This is a genomic window from Lysobacter xanthus, assembly GCF_047159895.1.
Genome location: NZ_BAAGAB020000014.1, coordinates 13,527 through 30,897, shown reverse-complemented (window position 1 = coordinate 30,897; position 17,371 = coordinate 13,527). Strand labels below are relative to the sequence as shown.

18 protein-coding genes are annotated in these 17,371 nt (G+C 71.3%); 8 read left to right on the top strand and 10 right to left on the bottom strand.

The window, feature by feature from the left end; translation table 11 throughout:
* Window positions 1-53 precede the first annotated feature (53 nt).
* Window positions 54-1,085 (top strand): TIGR00266 family protein, encoded by a 1,032-nt coding sequence (locus ACY35P_RS05995; RefSeq protein ID WP_462114922.1) that lies wholly within the window; start codon window positions 54-56, stop codon window positions 1,083-1,085.
* A gap of 15 nt (window positions 1,086-1,100) precedes the next feature.
* On the opposite strand, the gene ACY35P_RS05990 is transcribed toward ACY35P_RS05995, so the two are convergent.
* Window positions 1,101-2,609, bottom strand: a complete 1,509-nt coding sequence (locus tag ACY35P_RS05990; RefSeq protein ID WP_462114921.1) for an FG-GAP repeat domain-containing protein — start codon at window positions 2,607-2,609, stop codon at window positions 1,101-1,103.
* Between the two features lie 133 nt (window positions 2,610-2,742).
* On the opposite strand from ACY35P_RS05990, the gene ACY35P_RS05985 reads away from it, so the two are divergent.
* Entirely contained in the window at window positions 2,743-3,723 is a 981-nt protein-coding gene (locus tag ACY35P_RS05985) for a patatin-like phospholipase family protein (RefSeq protein ID WP_462114920.1), read from the top strand.
* Window positions 3,724-3,803: 80 nt separating this feature from the next.
* Here the strand turns inward: ACY35P_RS05985 and ACY35P_RS05980 are convergent, their stop codons facing one another.
* Both ACY35P_RS05980 and ACY35P_RS05975 read right to left on the bottom strand, forming a co-directional pair.
* The gene (locus ACY35P_RS05980; protein WP_462114919.1) at window positions 3,804-4,055 is read right to left on the bottom strand and encodes a WGxxGxxG family protein; all 252 of its coding nucleotides are present in this window, start codon (window positions 4,053-4,055) and stop codon (window positions 3,804-3,806) included.
* Window positions 4,056-4,192: 137 nt separating this feature from the next.
* On the bottom strand, window positions 4,193-4,669 hold the full coding sequence (locus ACY35P_RS05975; RefSeq protein WP_462114918.1) for an Lrp/AsnC family transcriptional regulator: 477 nt from the start codon (window positions 4,667-4,669) through the stop codon (window positions 4,193-4,195).
* A 119-nt stretch (window positions 4,670-4,788) separates the two neighbouring features.
* Between ACY35P_RS05975 and phhA the strand changes: the two genes are divergently transcribed.
* Entirely contained in the window at window positions 4,789-5,679 is an 891-nt protein-coding gene (gene phhA / locus ACY35P_RS05970) for a phenylalanine 4-monooxygenase (RefSeq protein WP_462114917.1), read from the top strand.
* A 66-nt stretch (window positions 5,680-5,745) separates the two neighbouring features.
* Here the strand turns inward: phhA and ACY35P_RS05965 are convergent, their stop codons facing one another.
* Window positions 5,746-6,117 (bottom strand): hypothetical protein, encoded by a 372-nt coding sequence (locus ACY35P_RS05965; RefSeq protein WP_462114916.1) that lies wholly within the window; start codon window positions 6,115-6,117, stop codon window positions 5,746-5,748.
* An 89-nt stretch (window positions 6,118-6,206) separates the two neighbouring features.
* Window positions 6,207-8,609: a sensor domain-containing protein gene (locus ACY35P_RS05960; RefSeq protein ID WP_462114915.1), complete on the bottom strand. Its 2,403-nt coding sequence runs from the start codon at window positions 8,607-8,609 to the stop codon at window positions 6,207-6,209.
* Between the two features lie 180 nt (window positions 8,610-8,789).
* Between ACY35P_RS05960 and ACY35P_RS05955 the strand changes: the two genes are divergently transcribed.
* Window positions 8,790-9,233: a hypothetical protein gene (locus ACY35P_RS05955; RefSeq protein WP_462114914.1), complete on the top strand. Its 444-nt coding sequence runs from the start codon at window positions 8,790-8,792 to the stop codon at window positions 9,231-9,233.
* 10 nt (window positions 9,234-9,243) lie between these two features.
* On the opposite strand, the gene dinB is transcribed toward ACY35P_RS05955, so the two are convergent.
* Window positions 9,244-10,347 (bottom strand): DNA polymerase IV, encoded by a 1,104-nt coding sequence (dinB, locus tag ACY35P_RS05950; RefSeq protein ID WP_462114913.1) that lies wholly within the window; start codon window positions 10,345-10,347, stop codon window positions 9,244-9,246.
* A gap of 168 nt (window positions 10,348-10,515) precedes the next feature.
* Here dinB and ACY35P_RS05945 point away from each other — a divergent pair, with 168 nt between their 5' ends.
* Genes ACY35P_RS05945 through ACY35P_RS05935 form a run of 3 tightly spaced genes read left to right on the top strand, consistent with a single transcriptional unit; the run spans window position 10,516 to window position 12,638 of the window.
* A complete protein-coding gene (locus ACY35P_RS05945; protein WP_462114912.1) occupies window positions 10,516-10,839 on the top strand; it encodes a hypothetical protein in 324 nt (107 codons plus the stop codon).
* Window positions 10,840-10,896: 57 nt separating this feature from the next.
* A complete protein-coding gene (locus tag ACY35P_RS05940) occupies window positions 10,897-11,934 on the top strand; it encodes a class 1 fructose-bisphosphatase (RefSeq protein ID WP_462114911.1) in 1,038 nt (345 codons plus the stop codon).
* Window positions 11,935-11,936: 2 nt separating this feature from the next.
* Window positions 11,937-12,638 carry a 2OG-Fe(II) oxygenase gene (locus tag ACY35P_RS05935; protein WP_462114910.1) on the top strand — a complete coding sequence of 234 codons (702 nt, stop codon included), beginning with the start codon at window positions 11,937-11,939 and terminating at the stop codon, window positions 12,636-12,638.
* Window positions 12,639-12,657: 19 nt separating this feature from the next.
* On the opposite strand, the gene ACY35P_RS05930 is transcribed toward ACY35P_RS05935, so the two are convergent.
* Genes ACY35P_RS05930 through ACY35P_RS05920 form a run of 3 tightly spaced genes read right to left on the bottom strand, consistent with a single transcriptional unit; the run spans window position 12,658 to window position 14,310 of the window.
* On the bottom strand, window positions 12,658-12,891 hold the full coding sequence (locus ACY35P_RS05930) for a hypothetical protein (RefSeq protein ID WP_462114909.1): 234 nt from the start codon (window positions 12,889-12,891) through the stop codon (window positions 12,658-12,660).
* Window positions 12,892-12,902: 11 nt separating this feature from the next.
* On the bottom strand, window positions 12,903-13,334 hold the full coding sequence (locus tag ACY35P_RS05925) for a response regulator (protein WP_462114908.1): 432 nt from the start codon (window positions 13,332-13,334) through the stop codon (window positions 12,903-12,905).
* Window positions 13,335-13,341: 7 nt separating this feature from the next.
* A complete protein-coding gene (locus ACY35P_RS05920; protein ID WP_462114907.1) occupies window positions 13,342-14,310 on the bottom strand; it encodes a sensor histidine kinase in 969 nt (322 codons plus the stop codon).
* A gap of 131 nt (window positions 14,311-14,441) precedes the next feature.
* Here ACY35P_RS05920 and ACY35P_RS05915 point away from each other — a divergent pair, with 131 nt between their 5' ends.
* Window positions 14,442-16,235, top strand: coding sequence for an SLC13 family permease (locus ACY35P_RS05915; RefSeq protein WP_462114906.1), 1,794 nt, complete (start codon window positions 14,442-14,444; stop codon window positions 16,233-16,235).
* On the opposite strand, the gene ACY35P_RS05910 is transcribed toward ACY35P_RS05915, so the two are convergent.
* Window positions 16,236-17,366, bottom strand: a complete 1,131-nt coding sequence (locus ACY35P_RS05910; protein ID WP_462114905.1) for an ATP-binding protein — start codon at window positions 17,364-17,366, stop codon at window positions 16,236-16,238.
* Window positions 17,367-17,371 lie beyond the last annotated feature (5 nt).

The following is a 17,371-nucleotide window of genomic DNA, read 5'->3' as shown; positions in this document are numbered from 1 at the left end:
GGACCCGCCGCGCCTCGCTACACTGGCCGCCTGACACCGACATGGAGCGTGCCGTGAGCCAGTGGTTCTTCGTCCATCCCCAGACCAGCGAGCGCGTGGGCCCGCTCGATCCGGACGCCGCGTTCGCGCATGCGCGCCAGTACCCGGACCATCTGTGCTGGCGCGAGGGCCTGTCCGGCTGGCAGCCGGTGCGCGCGATGCCCGAGTTCGCCGAAGCCACGGGCGGGCAGCCGTCGCACGTGCCGCCGGTGCCGCCGCCGATGGGCCGCGGCGGTCGCGGTGGCAACGACGACATCGACTACCGCATCGTCGGCAACGACATGCCGTTCGTGGAGATCGAGCTCGATCCGGGCGAGAGCGCGATCGCCGAGGCCGGTGCGCTGATGTACAAGGACGCGGTCGTCGGCATGGAGACCGCGTTCGGCGACGGCTCGCGCGGCGGTGGCGGCGCGGGCTTCATGGACAAGCTGATGTCCGCCGGCAAGCGGGTCATCACCGGCGAGAGCCTGTTCACCACGGTCTATACGCACAACGGCCAGGGCAAGGCGCGCGTCGCCTTCGCCGCGCCGTATCCGGGCACGGTGCTGCCGATCCGGCTGTCCGAGCACGGCGGCACGCTGATCTGCCAGAAGGATTCGTTCCTCGCCGGCGCGCGTGGCGTGCAGGTGGGCATCCACTTCCAGCGCAAGATCCTCACCGGCCTGTTCGGCGGCGAGGGCTTCATCATGCAGAAGCTCGAGGGCGACGGCTGGGTGTTCGTGCATGCGGGCGGCACGCTGGTCGAACGCGACCTCGCACCCGGCGAGCGCCTCGACGTCGACACCGGCTGCGTGATGGCCTTTCATCCGAGCGTCTCGATGGACGTGCGCCCGGTCGGCGGCATCAAGTCGATGTTCTTCGGCGGCGAAGGCGTGTTCCTCGCCACGCTGACCGGCCCCGGCAAGGTCTGGCTGCAGTCGCTGCCCTTCTCGCGCATGGCCGGCCGCATGCTGGCCGCCGCACCGCAGGGCGGCGGCAAGAACGTCGGGGAAGGTTCCGTGCTCGGCGGCCTCGGCCGCCTGCTCGACGGCGACAACGGCTTCTGAGCTGCGTCGCCGCCGTCAGTTCGACGGCGGCGACGGGTCCGACAGCGGCGGCGCCGCCGTGAACGCGCACCCGCGACCGCGCAGCACCTGGACGCCGGCCGAGGTGTTGACCGCGGCGTCGGTGCAGCGATCGAGATCGATGTCCGCCGCCGCGAGCGCCGACGCGGCGAGCGGCGCAGCCGTCGCATCGTTCACGGCACTCGCGGCACCGGCCGCGACGAGGCCGCCCGTATCGGCCTGCAGGAAGGGCACGACCTGCAGCAGTCCGTCCGGCGTCGCGTACGCGGCGAGCAGGTCCTTGCGGCCGTCGCGATCGAGATCCACGGCGATCAGGTCGCGATTGCGCGCGCGGGCCTGCACGCTGTCTCCCGCGGTCGGCCGGCCGGTGGCGAAGACCGGGGGCGTGCGCAGCAGGCCTCCGCTCTGGGCGAACCAGACCGGATCGCCGCGGCCGTCGCGGTCGGACAGGCCGGCCAGTTCGACGTCCCCATCGTTGTCCAGATCGATCGCCACCATGCGCTCGGGCACGACGTCCGTGGCGATCGGCGCGAGTGTCTGCGACCGTGCGAAACGGTAGTAATCGAACCACGGATCGGCGGGCGCGAGCCGCGAGCGGGTGTGCGCATACACGAAGACCGAGCGAAGTTCGCTGGTCTGCCCACTCAGCCAGTCGGTGTAGCGTACCGACGCACCGAAGGCGATGTCCGGCCATCCGTCGCCGTTGAAATCGCCGGGCACCGCGGAGACATGGTGCGGCCGGTCATACGAGCTCCATCCCGCGCCGCCGCGCTCGTACTGCGTGAACGCCAGCCCGCCCTGGTTGGTCAGCACGTTGATACCCACCTGGCTGAACGGCCGGGCGGATTGGTCCCGGTAGACGAGCGCGACGAGGTCGAGATCGCCGTCGGCGTCCATGTCCAGAATGCGCGGCACGCCGACATAACGGGCGCCCGGGACGGGCAGCGCGTGCACCGCCGGCGTGCCCTGAGCATCGAACGTGACGACCACGGGCCGCTGCGGCCCGAGCACGACGATGTCGTCGAAACCGTCGCCGTCCATGTCGGCCGCGGCTGCGCCGGTGGACCCGCCGAAGTGGTTGGCCGACAACGGCGCAAGGGCGATCGCGGTGGCGACGCCGAAACCGCCCTGCCCGTCGCCGGGATAGACGTAGAGCCGCGACTCCTTGACCGCGTCGGCCCGGTCCTCGAGGTCCATGACCAGCACGACGTCGCGGCGTCCGTCGCGCGTGGCGTCGACCAGCAGCACCGAGACCACCGCCGCCTTCGCATCGATGCCGTTCGCATCGGTCCAGCCGGCCGGTGGCGTGATTCGCGACCAGGGCTCCAGCGCGTACGAAGCAGGCGAGCCGGTCGCGTCACGCACGGGGGCCCAAGCGGTCGCGGCCGGCGCCGCGTCGGCTCCGATCCGTGCGCGGAATCCGGGATCCGGGCGGTCGACGCGTTGGCGCGCCGCAAGCGCGGCGAGCAGCGCCAGCATCCCGCTCCAGCCCAAGGCTGCGCGCATGGTCTCGCTCCCGTAAGACGATCGGCAAGTTTAGCCAACGCCTGTCTCGCGATGGAACGCGTGCGACCGGCGCGTCGAGCACGTGTGGAAGGCCGCGGTATCCTCGCGGCCCTTCACCCCCCGCGTCCGTGCCATGCGCGCCTTGCGTCCCGCCCTGCTCGCCCTTCTGCTGTCGGCCTGCGGCGGCGAAGCCGTGCGTCCCTCGCCCGATGCGATCCGGCCGCGCGTCGTCGCGCCCGCGCCGAAGCCCGTGCGCATCGGCCTGGCGCTCGGTGGCGGCGCGGCGAAGGGCTTCGCGCACATCGGCGTCATCAAGATGCTCGAGGCCAATGGCATCAAGATCGACGTCGTGAGCGGCACGAGCGCGGGCAGCGTGGTCGGCGCGCTGTACGCGGGCGGGATGGACGCGTTTGCGCTGCAGACGCAGGCCGTCGCGCTCGACGAGGACCGCATCAAGGACGTGCGGCTGTTCTCCCGCGGGCTCGTGCAGGGCCAGGCGCTGCAGGACTACGTCAACGCGCAGGTGCGCAATCGCCCGATCGAAGGGCTGCGCAAGCCGTTCGCGGCGGTGGCGACGAAACTCGAGACCGGCGAGCGCACGGTGTTCACCCGCGGCAACACCGGGCAGGCGGTGCGCGCGTCCAGCAGCATCCCGGGCGTGTTCGAGCCGGTGAAGATCGGTGCGGCGACCTACGTCGACGGCGGCATCGCGAGCCCGGTGCCGGTCGATGCCGCGCGGCAGCTCGGTGCGGACTTCGTCATCGCCGTGGACATCTCGAGCAAGGCGCCGGGCACGGTGCCGGGCAGCCTGCTGGGCACGGTGAACCAGTCGATCACCATCATGGGACAGCGGCTGGGCCAGCAGGAACTCGCGCGGGCCGACGTGGTGATCCGTCCGAAGATCGCGGGCGTGGGCCCGGCGGATTTCGAGCAGAAGGCCGCGGTGATCCTCGAAGGCGAGCGCGCCGCGCTGGCGGCACTGCCGCAGATCCGTGCGCGGCTCGCGACGTTGCGCCAGTCGCGCATGCCCAAGCCGGTGGCCACACCGGCCAAGCCGCCCTGCACGCCGTCGAAGCGACCGGCCTGGCTCGGCGGCGAAGACTGCCGCGACTAGCGCGGCGCCTCCAGACGACGATCCGCCCGCACGACGAGGCGTGCAGGCGGACGGTACGGGATCGGGCGATCCCGCAGGCGTCAGCGGGTGGTGTTGGTCGCACGCACGGTGTCGTGGTGCACGACCTTCTGCTTGCGCGGGATCAGGCCGAGCAGGCCCAGCAGGCCCAGCAGGCCCCATTCGAAACCGTCGTCGTCATCGTGGTCGACCACGACCGCACGATCGTTGTCCGCGGCGTTCCCGTTTGCCGTGTTGTCCTGCGCCATGACCGGCGAGATCGACACGCCAAACAGCAGCGTCGCGGCAAGTGCGGTGGTCACCGTCTTCTTCATGGTTCGTCTCCAGTGAGCTGCGGCCCGTCGCCGCACGGGCAATCTGCAAGCGCGGATGCGTTCGATGCGTGATCGCGTTCGGCGCGCGCTCAGCCGGATCTCACCGCGTGCTCATCGCGTGCCGCCGCTTGTTGCGTTCAGCGCGACGGAAGCGGCAGGCCGCGAAATGCTTTCACCGTGCGCAGCACGAAGCTCGAGTTGACGTCGGCGACGCCGGCCTGGTTGAGCAGCCGGTCGAGCAGGAAGCGCGAGAAGTGTTCGAGGTCGTGCACCGCGATCTGCAGCAGGTAGTCCATGTCGCCGGTGAGCGCATGGCAGGCGACGACTTCCTCCCACTGCGCGACGAAACCGGTGAACGCCTCGACGGATGCGGCGTCATGCCGCGCGAGCTGCACGCGCACGAAGGCCTGCAGGCCGAGGCCGAGGCGGTCGGGGTCGACGCGCGCGGCGTAGCCGCCGATCACGCCGTCGCGCTCGAGCCGCTGCACGCGGCGCAGGCAGGCCGACGGCGAGAGGTGCACGCGCTCGGCGAGGTCGGCATTGGTGAGCCGGCCCTCGCGCTGCAGGGCGGCGAGGATCAGGACGTCGGTGCGGTCGAGCTCGGCGGCAGGCATCGTTGCGTCTGAAGAGGATATGGCGCAAGGATCGTGCGCTCACGAGCGGCGGATGTGCAACAACGCAAGCTTCTTGCGCCGATCGACCGTTAGATTGGTAGATCGGACGGAGCCCTGCCATGAATGCCCAGCCCCAGCGCATCGAACACCAGCTCACCGACAAGGGCTACGTGCCGGTCTACACCACGGCGGTCATCGAGCAGCCGTGGTCGAAGTACACGCCGATCGACCACGACGTCTGGGCGCAGCTGTTCGCGCGCCAGCAGGAGATCCTGGTCGGCCGTGCGAGCGAGGCCTTCCTGACCGCCCAGCGCGACATGCGCATGAGCGCGCACCAGATCCCGAAGTTCGACGAACTCAATGCAACGCTCCGCGCGGCGACGGGCTGGGAGCTGATCGGCGTGCAGGGCCTGCTGCCCGAGCTCGACTTCTTCGACCACCTCGCGAACCGCCGCTTCCCGGTGACGTGGTGGATCCGCACGCCCGAGCAGATGGACTACCTGTCCGAGCCGGACCTGTTCCACGACCTGTTCGGCCATGTCCCGCTGCTGATGAACCCGGTGTTCGCCGACTACATGCAGGCCTACGGCCGCGGGGGCGTCAAGGCGCACGGGATCGGCCCGGAGGCGCTCGCCAACCTCACCCGCCTGTACTGGTACACCGCCGAGTTCGGCCTGATCCGCGACCCGGACGGCCTGCGCATCTACGGCAGCGGCATCCTGTCGTCGAAGGGCGAATCGATCCACTGCCTGGAGTCGGCTTCGCCGAACCGCATCGGTTTCGACCTCGAGCGGATCATGCGCACCCGCTACCGCATCGACACCTACCAGAAGACGTACTTCGTCATCGACAGCTTCGAGCAGCTGTTCGAGGCGACGCAGCCGGACTTCGCCCCGATCTATGCGCGACTGGCGCAGCAGGACTCGGTGCCCGCGGGCACCGTGCTGGACGGCGACCGCGTCTTCAACCGGGGCACCGGCGAGGGCTGGCTCGCCGACGGCGACGTCTGACCCAGAACCGCCGGGCATGAAAAAAGGGCCGCCCGAGGGCGGCCCTTTCCGTTTTCGCGAACCCGATTACTTGCCGTTGGTGTTGTTCTTGCCGTCGGCCGCGGCATTGGCTTCCTCGGCCGCGTTGCGCGCCTGGTCCGCGGCGTCGGCGGCCTGCTCGGCCGAATCGGCGAGGTCGTCGCGCTTGGTCTCATCGGTCCCGCCGACGTTCGCGGCGGCAGTCGCGGCCGTATCGGCAGCCGCAGCGGCGGCCTGGGCGGCCGACTGCGCGGTTTCCGCGGCCTGCTGGTCGCCGGTGGCGGCGGCGTTGGCGGCGGCCTCCTGGGCCTCGCCGGCCGAGTCCGCGGCCTCGCGGGCCGAGTCGGCCGCCTGGTCCTTGTTGCAGGCCGACAGCGCGAGGCCGAGGGCGATCGGAAGCAGCAGCTTCGAAATGTTCATGGTCGACTCCTGGAATGGGGCGACGCCGAAGCGTCGCGGCCAGCATCCGGAGCGGCCGTAAAGATGGAGCGAAGGTCCGGGGCGGTCGTTCAGACGGCCGCTTCGGCGGGCGCCGGCGACGTGCGCACCGCCGCCTCGAACGCGACGGGCCGCGCGAACAGGTAGCCCTGCAGTTCGCCGGCGCCGCTGGTGCGCAGCCAGTCGCGCTGGAACGTCGATTCCACGCCCTCGGCGACCACGCCCAACCGCAACGTGCGCGCGAGCGCGATCACCGCTTCGCAGATCGAGCGGTCGCTCGCATCGGATTCCAGGTCGTTGACGAAGGAGCGGTCGATCTTCAGCCGGTGGATCGGCAGGCGCTTGAGGTAGCTCAGCGACGAGTAGCCGACGCCGAAGTCGTCGATGGCGAGCGTCACGCCCAGCTCGGACAGCGCGACCATCGCCTCGGCCGCACGCGCGGGGTCGTCGACGATCACGCTCTCGGTCAACTCGAGCTCGAGCGCGCCGCGCGGCAGCTGGAACTCGTCGATCACCGCACGCACGTCGTCGAGCAGGCCGTGCGCGAACTGCATCGCCGAGACGTTGACCGAGATGCGGACATGGCCGAGGCCCTGCTCGGCGAGGAAGGCATGGTGCCGCGCGGCCTCGTGCAGCACGCGGCGACCGAGCTCGACGATGAGCCCGCTCTCCTCGCAGACGGTGATGAACTCGGCGGGCGGCAGCAGCCCGCGCCGCGGATGCTCCCAGCGCACCAGCGCCTCCAGCGCGACCAGGCGCAGGTCCGCCGAGAACACGGGCTGGAACAACAGGCGGAATTCCTTCCGCTCGAGCGCCTCGCGCAGCTCCTGCAGCAACTGCAGCTTGCCGGTGGTGGGCGTCTTGCCCGCACGGTAGGCGACGGTGCAGTTCCGCCCCTGCTTCTTGGCCTGGTACATCGCGAGCTCGGCGCTCATCAGCAGGCTCTCGGCGCTGCCGGCGTCCTCGGGGAAATGGCTGTAGCCGACGCAGGCGCTGAGCTTGCAGCTGCCCTCGCCGATCGCGATCGGATCGGCGAGCGCCGCGTGCACGGTAGCCGCCATGCGCTCGGCGTGCAGCTCGTCGCGGCCTTCGAGCAGGATCGCGAATTCGTCGCCGACCGACCGCCCGAGCACGGCGCCCGGCCCGCACAGCCGGCGCAGGCGCGCGGCGACCTCGCACAGCGCCTGGTCGCCCGCGGCGTGGCCCAGCTCGTCGTTGACCAGCTTGAATTCGTCGAGGTCGACGACCAGCACCGCGACGCGCGCCGGCGCGCCGGCGTGCTGGGCGGCGACCACGGCCTGCGCGACGCGGTCGAGCATCAGGTGCCGGTTCGGCAGCCCGGTCAGCACGTCGTGCGTGGTGCGCCACTGCAGCTGCTGCGCGTGGCGCTGGCGCTCGCTCGTGTCGGTGAGCAGGCCGAGCAGGTGGGTGGCGCGGCCGTCGCCGTCGCGCATCGGCGTGACGTGGAAGTCGTACCAGAACGGCTGCCCGTCGCGGCGCGTGCCCTGCAGCGCCACCTGCGCCTCGCGCATCGCGGCGAGCGCCTCGTGCACGGCGGTGGCACCGGGCTGGCCCGGGTCGGCGGCCTGCAGGAAGTCGAAGGGGCGGCCTTCGACGTCGTCGACGCGGTGGCCGGTGATGTGCTCGAAGGCTGGATTGGCGTAGACGATCGGGAAAGACGGATCGGTCGCGTCGGCGATCAGGATGCCGCTGCCGCTCGCCTGCACGGCGCGCTCGAGCAGGCGCAGGCGCGTGGACAGCAGGCGCTGCGGGCGCAGGTCGATCATGCCGCCGACCATCCGCACGGCGCGGCCGTGGCCGTCGCGCTGGATGTGGCCGCGGTCGAGCACGTCGGTGTAGGTGCCGTCGCCGCGCTGGAAGCTGTACTCGCCGACCCAGTCGGCGTCGTCGCCCTCGATCGCGGCCGTGAGGCTCGCATCGATGCACCCGCGATCGTCGGGATGCACGAGCGAGGCCCACTGGGCGATGTCCTGCGGCAGGGTGCCGGTGTCGAAGCCGAAGTTCGCGGCGAAGCTGTCGCTGAACCAGACGCTGCCGCTCAGGATGTCGTAGTCGTAGGCGGCGTCGCTCATCGCCTGCGCGAGCAGGTGGACGCGCTCCTGCGCGCGCTCGAGCTCGCTGATGTCGCGGGCGACCACCAGCCGCGCGGGCGTGCCGTGGAAGTCCACGTCGACCGAGCGGACCTGCACGTGCAGCAGCGTGCCGTCGCGGTGCAGGTGGGTCCAGACGCGGCCCTGGCGGCGCTCGGCGGAATCGACCTGCACGTAGGCGCGCAGGGCCTCGCGCGTCTCGGCGGGCCGCAGCTCGAGGATCGACATGCCTTCCAGCATCTCGCGCGGGTAGCCGTACATCTCCGCCGCCGCGCCGTTGGCGGCGAGGATCCGCAGGTCGCCGACGTCGAACACCCACATGGGGACCGGACTGGCGTGGAACGCATCGAAATCCGCGGACATCCGGTTGTTCCTCGACGGCCATGCCATCGTCCCCGGCCTCACCTTGCCATGTGAAGGCGCGCGCTGTGAATCCCATTGGTCACGAAGTGCGGCGTGCGTCGCCGACGTATGGCCGTGTCGGGCAAGTGCCGACGTGGCAGCGTGGCGGGGCCGGCACGGTGCCGGGGGGGAAAGGACACGATGAAGAAGATCGGGATGTTCGGCGCGGCGCTGGGGCTCCTCGCGGTGATGGGGACGTCGGGCGCGCAGGTGCGGCCGATGATGGTGCCGCCGGTGACGGGAATGGCGCGCCCGGCCGCGGTCGGTGCGGTGGTGGACCGCGACGCGGCGGTCGATCGTCGCCTGTCGAGCCTGTCGAAGAAGACCCGCGCGCTGGAAGGCCGCGTCGCGACGCTGGAGGCCGCCCTGCGCGAGATGCGCGCGGCGACGGAGTACACGTGCAGCGCGCCCTCGGTGTCGCGCAACGGTCGCGGCGCGACGGAGGACTGCGGGCCCTACGCCTGCAACTACCTCGACGGCCGCTGCCGCACCACGTCGGTCGACAGCAGCCAGTGCGCCGCCGGCTTCCTGTGGGACGGCAGCAACCACTGCGTGCCGGCGCCCACGGGCTCGAGCGACGACTGAGGGCGGCCGCTCAGGCGACCGACGTGAAGAGGTCGGGCTGCGGCCCGGCCTCGCCGATGTTCGACAGGCCGACGCCGACGAGCCGGTAGCGCGTCGTCGCCGGCAGCTCGACGCGGGCGAGCAGGGCCACCGCCGCGTCCGCGAGCGCGGTCGCATCGCCGGGCATCGCGGGCGGCGTCAGCGACCGCGTCAGGATGCGGAAGTCGGACGTCTTGAGCTTCAGCACGACGGTGCGCGGGCGTCGCGGCCCGCGGCCGTCGCGCAGGTCGCGCTCGCGATGGCGCTCCCAGGCCGACCAGGTCTTGGCCGCGAGCGCGGCAATGTGCGGCACCAGCGCGTCCAGCGGCACGTCCTGCGCGAGCGTGTCCTCGCTCGAGATCTGCGTATGCGGGCGCTCCGGTTCCACCGGGTGCGCGTCGATGCCCCAGGCCAGTTCGTGCAGGCGCCGGCCCCAACGGCCGAACCGCAACGTGAGCGCCGCCTCGCCGGCCTCGCGCAGGTCCGCGACGGTGCGCAGGCCCATCGCCTCGAGCTCGCCTTGGGTGACGCGGCCGACGCCCGGCAGCCGCCCGACGGCGAGCGGCGCGAGGAAGGCCTCGACCTTCGATGGCGGCACCACGAACAGGCCGTCGGGCTTGTTCCAGTCGGACGCGATCTTCGCGACGAACTTGTTCGGCGCCACGCCGGCCGAGGCGGTGAGCCGCGTGACCTCGCGGATCTCCGCGCGGATCGCCTTGGCGATGTCCGTCGCCGTGGGAAACGCGCTGAGCGGGGCGGTGACGTCCAGATAGGCCTCGTCGAGGGACAGCGGCTCCACGAGCGGCGTGTGCTGCTCGAAGATCGCCCGGATCTGCTGCGAGACCTGCTTGTAGCGGACAAAGTCGGGCGGCACGAACACCGCCTCGGGGCACAGCCGCTCGGCGCGCACCGCGGGCATCGCCGAGCGGATGCCGAAGACGCGCGCCTCGTAGCTCGCCGCGCAGACCACCGAGCGCGCGCCTTTCCAGGCGACGACGACCGGACGCCCGCGCAGCGACGGGTCGTCGCGCTGCTCGACGCTCGCATAGAAGGCGTCCATGTCGACGTGGATGACCTTGCGCACGACGTCGCTCATCGGCGGCACGCGCGCGGGGCATCGCGGAAGGCGGTCGACAGGATCACGCGGGGATTGTCGCGCGCCGGGACGCCGCGGCGCCGCAAGCGGCCGCAGGCGCGTCGCCACCACCCGGCGCTCACGGGGCGCGCCCGACCCTGTGCGCCGCTTCCCGCCCCGCCCGACGCCATGCCCGACCTCACCGCCGACCGCCTGCGTCAGCAGCATGCCTACTTCGAGGACGGCGTCAGCCATGCGCTGCGCCGCGCCGGCGCCGGGCCGGACGGCGTGCTCGAGCGACGGCTGCGCGGCCAGGCGCGGACGCTGCAGGCGATGCTCACCGATCGTGCCGCGGCGCAGGCCGTCGCCGACGTGGCCGAGGCCGCCTGCCGGGTGATGGACACGGCCGAGCCGGAGGCCCCGCTGCACATGCTGCAGATCGCCCGCGAGAGCCTCGCGCGGCTGGTGCGCCGGCAGGCGCTGGCCCTGCCGGGGCCGCGCGTCGCGGCCTGACGGGCCGTTCACCCGATCGGCGACAATGCGCATCCCGTCCCGGATGCCCCGTCGCCGATGAGCCCGACCGCCTCGCCCGTCTCCCTGACCCGTTACCTGATCGAGGAACAGCGCGAGGGCCGCATCGGTCCGAACCTGCGCCTGCTCATCGAAGTCGTCGCCCGCGCCTGCAAGTCGATCTCGATCGCCGTCGGCAAGGGCGCGCTCGGTGGCGTGCTGGGCGATGCCGGCACCGGCAACATCCAGGGCGAGGCGCAGAAGAAGCTCGACGTGCTGTCGAACGAGATCCTCCTCGAGGCGAACGCCTGGGGCGGCCACCTCGCCGCGCTCGCGTCGGAGGAGATGGACCACTGCGTCGTCATCCCCGACGAATACCCGCGCGGCAAGTACCTGCTGCTGTTCGACCCGCTCGATGGCTCGTCGAACATCGACGTCAACATCTCGGTGGGCACGATCTTCTCGGTGTTGCGCTGCCCGGACGACGTGGAGACCGTCGGCGACGAGCACTTCCTGCAGCCGGGCACCGCGCAGGTGGCGGCCGGCTACTGCACGTACGGGCCGAGCACGATGCTGGTGCTCACCATCGGCAACGGCACGCACGCCTTCACGCTCGATCGCGAGATCGGCAGCTTCGTGATGACCACGCGCGGCATGCAGATTCCCGAGGAGACGAAGGAATTCGCGGTCAACATGTCGAACCAGCGCTTCTGGGAAGCGCCGATGCAGCAGTACGTCGGCGACCTGCTGGCCGGCAAGGAGGGCCCGCGCGGCAAGGACTTCAACATGCGCTGGGTCGCGTCGATGGTGGCCGACGTGCATCGCATCCTGACCCGCGGCGGCTTCTTCAGCTATCCGCTCGATGCCAAGTGCGCGCCCAAGGGCGGCAAGCTGCGCCTGATGTACGAGGCGAACCCGATGGCCTTCCTGGTGGAACAGGCCGGTGGCGCGGCGAGCACCGGGCGCGAGCGCATGCTCGAGGTCACGCCGACCGGCCTGCACATGCGCGTGCCGGTGTTCCTCGGCTCGAAGCAGGAGGTCGAGGCCGCGGTGCGCTACCACCTCGACCACGACGCGCAGCGGCAGGCCGCCGCCTGACCGTGGCGGTCGGCGACTTCATCGAGGTCTACGAGGACCTGCTCGCGCCGGAGTGGTGCGCGCAGGTCGTCGAGCGCTTCCGCGGCAGCGGCGACACGCAGCCGGGCCGGATCGGCAGCGGCGTGTTTCCCGACATGAAGGACAGCCACGACCTCACCCTCGCTGGCCGCGCCGGTTGGGAAGACGTGGTCAACACGCTCAACCAGGCGGTGATCGCCGGCCTGGTGCGCTACCTGCGTGCCTATCCGCATGCGCTGGTCGCGCCGCTGATGCTCGAGCTGCCCGGTGCGGACGGAAAGCGCCACCGGCTCACGGCCGAACGCCTGCAGGCGATGAGCGACACCGAACTGCTGCCGGTGGTGATGCACGTCTTCCGTCCGGGCGCGATCAACCTGCAGCGCTACACCGCGGGTCGCGGCGGTTATCCGTACTGGCACTGCGAGTTGTACCCGCGCGATGCGGGCACCGAGACGCTGCATCGCCACCTGCTGTGGACGGTCTACCTCAACGACGGCTTCGGCGAAGGCGAAACGGAATTCCTCTACCAGCATCGCAAGGTCGCACCGAAGACCGGCGCGCTGCTGATCGCGCCCGCGGCCTTCACGCATACGCATCGCGGCAACCGCCCGCAGGGCGGCGACAAGGTCATCGCGACGAGCTGGATCCTGTTCCAGCGCGCGGAGGCGCTGTTCGGCGCACGCTGACGGCGGCCGCCGGGGTCGCTCAGCCGACGGCGTCGCGTCGACGGGACACGCGCCAGGCGAGCAGCGCGGCCGAGGGCACAACCACGAGTCCGGTCGCGACGAAGCACCATGCCGACAGGCTCGCGTGGCCGACGGCCTCGACGCCCCACTGCGTCTCCATCCACGACCACATCGGCAGCAGCAGGACGGTAGCGAGGATGGCGACGGGCGTTGCCAGCAGCGCGGCGGCGGCGGCGACAAGCGCGGCGCGCACGCCGCCGGGCCTCACGGCCGCGAGTGGTTCAGCACGAGCCAGTACAGGCCGACCTGCTTGACCGCCCAGACGAACTGCTCGAAGTCGACCGGCTTCTGGATGTAGCTGTTCACGCCGAGCGCGTAGGTGGCCTCGACGTCGAACGGCTCGGTGCTGGTGGTCAGCACCACCACCGGCAGCCCGCGCGTGGCGTCGTTCGCACGGATCGCCTGCAGCACTTCGCGACCGTCCACCTTCGGCAGGTTGAGGTCGAGCAGCACGAGCGACGGAAGGTCGGCGGCATCGCGGTCGGCGAAGCGTCCGCGCGCGAAGAGATAGTCGAGTGCTTCGGCGCCGTCGCCGACGACGACGAGCTGGTTGGCGATCTTGGCCTCGTCGAACGCGAGCCGGGTCAGCTCGACGTCGTCCGGGTTGTCCTCGACCAGCAGGATTTCCTTGTGCATCTTCGCCTCACGGGCCCGCGACGGGCAGCTCCACGGTGAACGTGCTTCCCGCACCGAGCGTGGACTCGGCGCTCACGCGTCCGCCATGCCGGTGCGCGATGCGCTGCGCGATGGCAAGGCCGAGGCCGTGGCCCGCGCCCTGCTCGACGCCGTGAAGGCGCTGGAACGGCTGGAACAGCTTGTGAGCATACTGCATGTCCAGGCCACAGCCGGTGTCGCGCACGGCCAGTCGCAGGCGTCCATCGACCACCTCGCCGTGCACCTCGATGCGCGCCGGATCGGCGCCGCGCGTGAACGTCCACGCGTTCTCGAGCAGCGCGCGCAACAGCTGGCGCAGCAGACGTTCGTCGCCGCGCACGTGAAGGCCGGGCTGCACGTCGACGATCACGTCGCGGCCGGCATCGGCATCGTGCAGTTCGGCGAGGACCCATTCGGCGAGCAGCGACAGGTCGACGTCGGACGGGTTCATCGCCGCGCTCGCCGCGCGCGACAGCTCGCCGAGTGCGGTGAGCAGGCCCGACATGCGACCGGCGGCGGCACGGATGCGCGACAGATGCATGCGCTCGGCGGCGTCGAGCTTCGGCGCGGCGCGGTCCTCCAGCAGTTTCGCGAAGCTCTCGATCGAGCGCAGCGGTGCACGCAGGTCGTGCGCGACGGTGTCGGCGAACATCTGCAGCTGGCGTTGCTCGGCACCCGCATCGGCCGGCCCCTCGACGAGCTGCGCGAGCCAGCGGTCGCCGTCGAGCGCGCGCACGTGCAGCCGGCCGCCCTCGACGGCGAGCGCGTCGTGCAGCGCGCCGGGATCCGCGAGCACCGCGTCGATGGCGCTCAACGCGTCGCCGGCCACCAGCTGGAAGCGTGCGGTGAACCCGGCATTGACCGCGAGCAGCCGGCCGTCGCGGTCGACCACGGCGGTCGGCACCGCACAGGCGGCGGCGAGCGCATCGGAGGCGGGCGGCGTGGGGTCGGTCGGCATCGGGGAAGCGGATACGGCGGCGACGGGACGCGCAGTCTAATGGGCTGCAGTGAAGGCGGCCGCGGGCCGCGGTGCACGCACGGCCTTGACCCGCCGCGGTGGCACGATGGCGGTCGACCGGGGGCGATGCCATGGACCTGCACCAGATCCTTTTCCTGCTGATCCTCGCCGGATCGCTCTACCTGTTCGTCAGCGAGAAGCTGCGGGTGGACGTGACCGCGATGCTCACGCTCGCCGCACTGGTGCTCGCCGGCGTTCTCGACACGAAGCAGGCGCTGTCGGGCTTCGCGAGCGAGCCGGCGATCATCGTCGCCGCGGTGTTCGTGATCTCCGGTGCACTCGCGGCGACCGGCATCACCGAACGCCTCGGGCAATGGATCGGACGCGCGGCCGGCCAGGCCGAGTGGCGGGCGGTGCTGGTGATCATGCCGGCGGTCGCCGCGCTCAGCGCCTTCACCCACCACGTGATGGTGACCGCGATGATGCTGCCGATCGTGGCGCGCTTCGCGCAGGCACGCGGCCTGTCGCCGTCGAAGCTGCTGATGCCGATGTCGCTCGCGGCCTCGCTCGGCACCACGCTGACGCTCGTCAGCGCACCGGCCTTCCTGCTCGCCGCCGACCTGCTCGAGCGCAACGGCGCCGGCGAACTCTCGATCTTCTCGATCACCCCGATCGGACTCGCGCTGGTGGCGATCAGCGTGCCCTACATGATGCTCGCGCGCTGGCTGCTGCCCAAGCGCGGCGGCCAGGCGACCGACGAGGACTGGATGCAGCTCGGCTGCTATCGCACGGAACTGCGGATCGTGGAGGGCGGCCGCTGGGCCACGCGGCCGCTCGCCGAGCTCAACCGCGCGCTCGGCGACCGCTTCAAGCTGCACGGCTGGATGCGCGACGGCCACGTGCGGCGCGACCTCGGCGATTCGAGCCCGCTGCTCGGCGGCGACGTGCTGCTGGTCGCGGCGTCCGCCGAAGCGCTGGCATCGCTGCGCGACGACCCGGGCCTCGACCTGCATGCGATCGAGCGCTTCCGCCACCACATCGAGGGCGACGGCGAGGAACAGCTGGTGCAGGCGCTGGTCGCGCCGGCGTCCGAGTTCATCGCGCACAGCATCCGCGAGCTCGACTTCGCGCGGCGCTTCCACGTGGTGGTCGCGGGGCTCTGGCGCCGGCGCGGGGCGCACACGTTGCGGCTCGCCGAACAGCGACTGCGCGAAGGCGACCTGCTGGTGCTCTACGGGCGGCCGTCGCGCTTCGCGGAGCTCGCCAGCCACCACGGCTTCCTGATGCTGATGCCGTTCGCCGGCGAGGCCAAGCGCCGCCTGCGGGCACCGCTCGCGCTGATGATCCTGGGCGCGACGATCCTCACCGCGGCCACCGAATGGCTGCCGGCACCGCTCGCCTTCCTGTTCGGCGCGGTCGCGATGGTGGCGACGCGATGCGTCGACGTGGAGCAGGCGTATCGCGAGATCGACGTGCGCGTGTTCGTGATGATCGCCGGCGTGATCCCGCTCGGCGTGGCGATGGAGCAGACCGGCACCGCGCAGCTGCTCGCCAACGGGCTGCTGCATGTCGTCGCCGGTTGGCCCGCGCTCGCCGTCCTGCTGGTGATGTTCGGCGTCGCCGCGCTGCTCACGCAGATCCTGTCGGACGGCGCGACCACCGTGCTGCTCGCGCCCGTTGCGCTCAACCTGGCGGAGGGGCTCCACCTCGCGCCGACGCCGTTCGTGGTCTGCACGGCACTCGGCGCGGTGGTCGCCTTCCTCACGCCGATCGGCCACCACGGCAACCTGCTGATCCTCGGCCCGGGCCAGTACCGCTTCAGCGACTTCCTGAAGATCGGCCTGCCGCTGACCCTGATGATCGCGGTCGTCTGCGCCTGGATGTCGCGCTGGTTGTGGCTCGGCGGCCCGTTGTGGCCGACGTGATCAGGCGACGGCGGCCGCCAGCCGCGGCAGCCGGCCCTCGAACACGGTGCCGCGCTCGACGCTGGAGGTGAGCGTGAGGCTGCCGCCGTGCGCGGTGGCGATCTCGCGGGCGATGTAGAGCCCGAGGCCGAGGCTGGTGGGGCGCGAGTCGCTTTCGGGCAGTTGCACCATCGGCTTGAAGATGCGCTCGATGTCCGCCTCGCCGACCGGGCGGCCGTGGTTGATGACACGGATCACGATCGTGTCGCCATCCGCGCGCACCTCGATCTGCACGCCCGGCTCCCGCTCGCCGTGTTGGGCTGCGTTGACGAGGAGATTGGTGAGCATCTGCTGCAGTCGCACCGGATCGAACCGCCCGCGCAGGTCGCCGTCGAGGTCGATGTCGAAACGCGAGCGCGGATACGTCGCGCCCGCATCGGCGACGGCCGCGTGTACGACGTCGGTGAGGTCGCCGTCGGCGGGCGCGGTGGGCATGCCGCGGCCCATCTGCACGCGCGTGTAGCTGAGCAGGTCGTCGACCATGTGGTTCATGAAGCGCGCCGAGCGCGAGGCGCGAACGCCGAGGTCCTGCACCTGCTCGGCGGAGACCCCTGCGCGCGTGAGCAGCTCGCCGATCATGGCCACGTTGGCGAGCGGCGAACGCAGGTCGTGGCCCAGCACGGCGAGGAACAGGTCGCGCGCGAGGTTCTCGCGTTCGGTGTAAGCCACGATCGACTGCGCGAGCGCTTGGTCGATGGATTCGTTGAAGCGCACCATGGCGTCGAGTACGACGTCGGTGACCTCGCGGACGTGCGGCAACCACCTGCGGAGCACCGTGGCGCGCAGCGCGCGGAACTCGGCGCTGAGCTGCAACAGGGAGAAATCGTTGCTCTGCCGCAGTGCGCCGTGGATCGCCGCCGCGGTGCGCGGTCCGGGGCCGCTGTCGGACTCGCCCTGCGACTTGGTGAACTGCTCGGCGCCGGATTGCGGCGAGCCGAGGTCGAGGGCGACCGCATGCAGGATCTCGCGCGAATGGTCGCGCAGCGCGAGGTCCGTCATCCGCGTGCCTTCGGGCGCATTGCGCCGCGCGAAGTCCTCCCAGTCGGAAAGGATCGCGTCCATATGCGTTTCGATGAATCGGGCGAGTTCCACGGGTG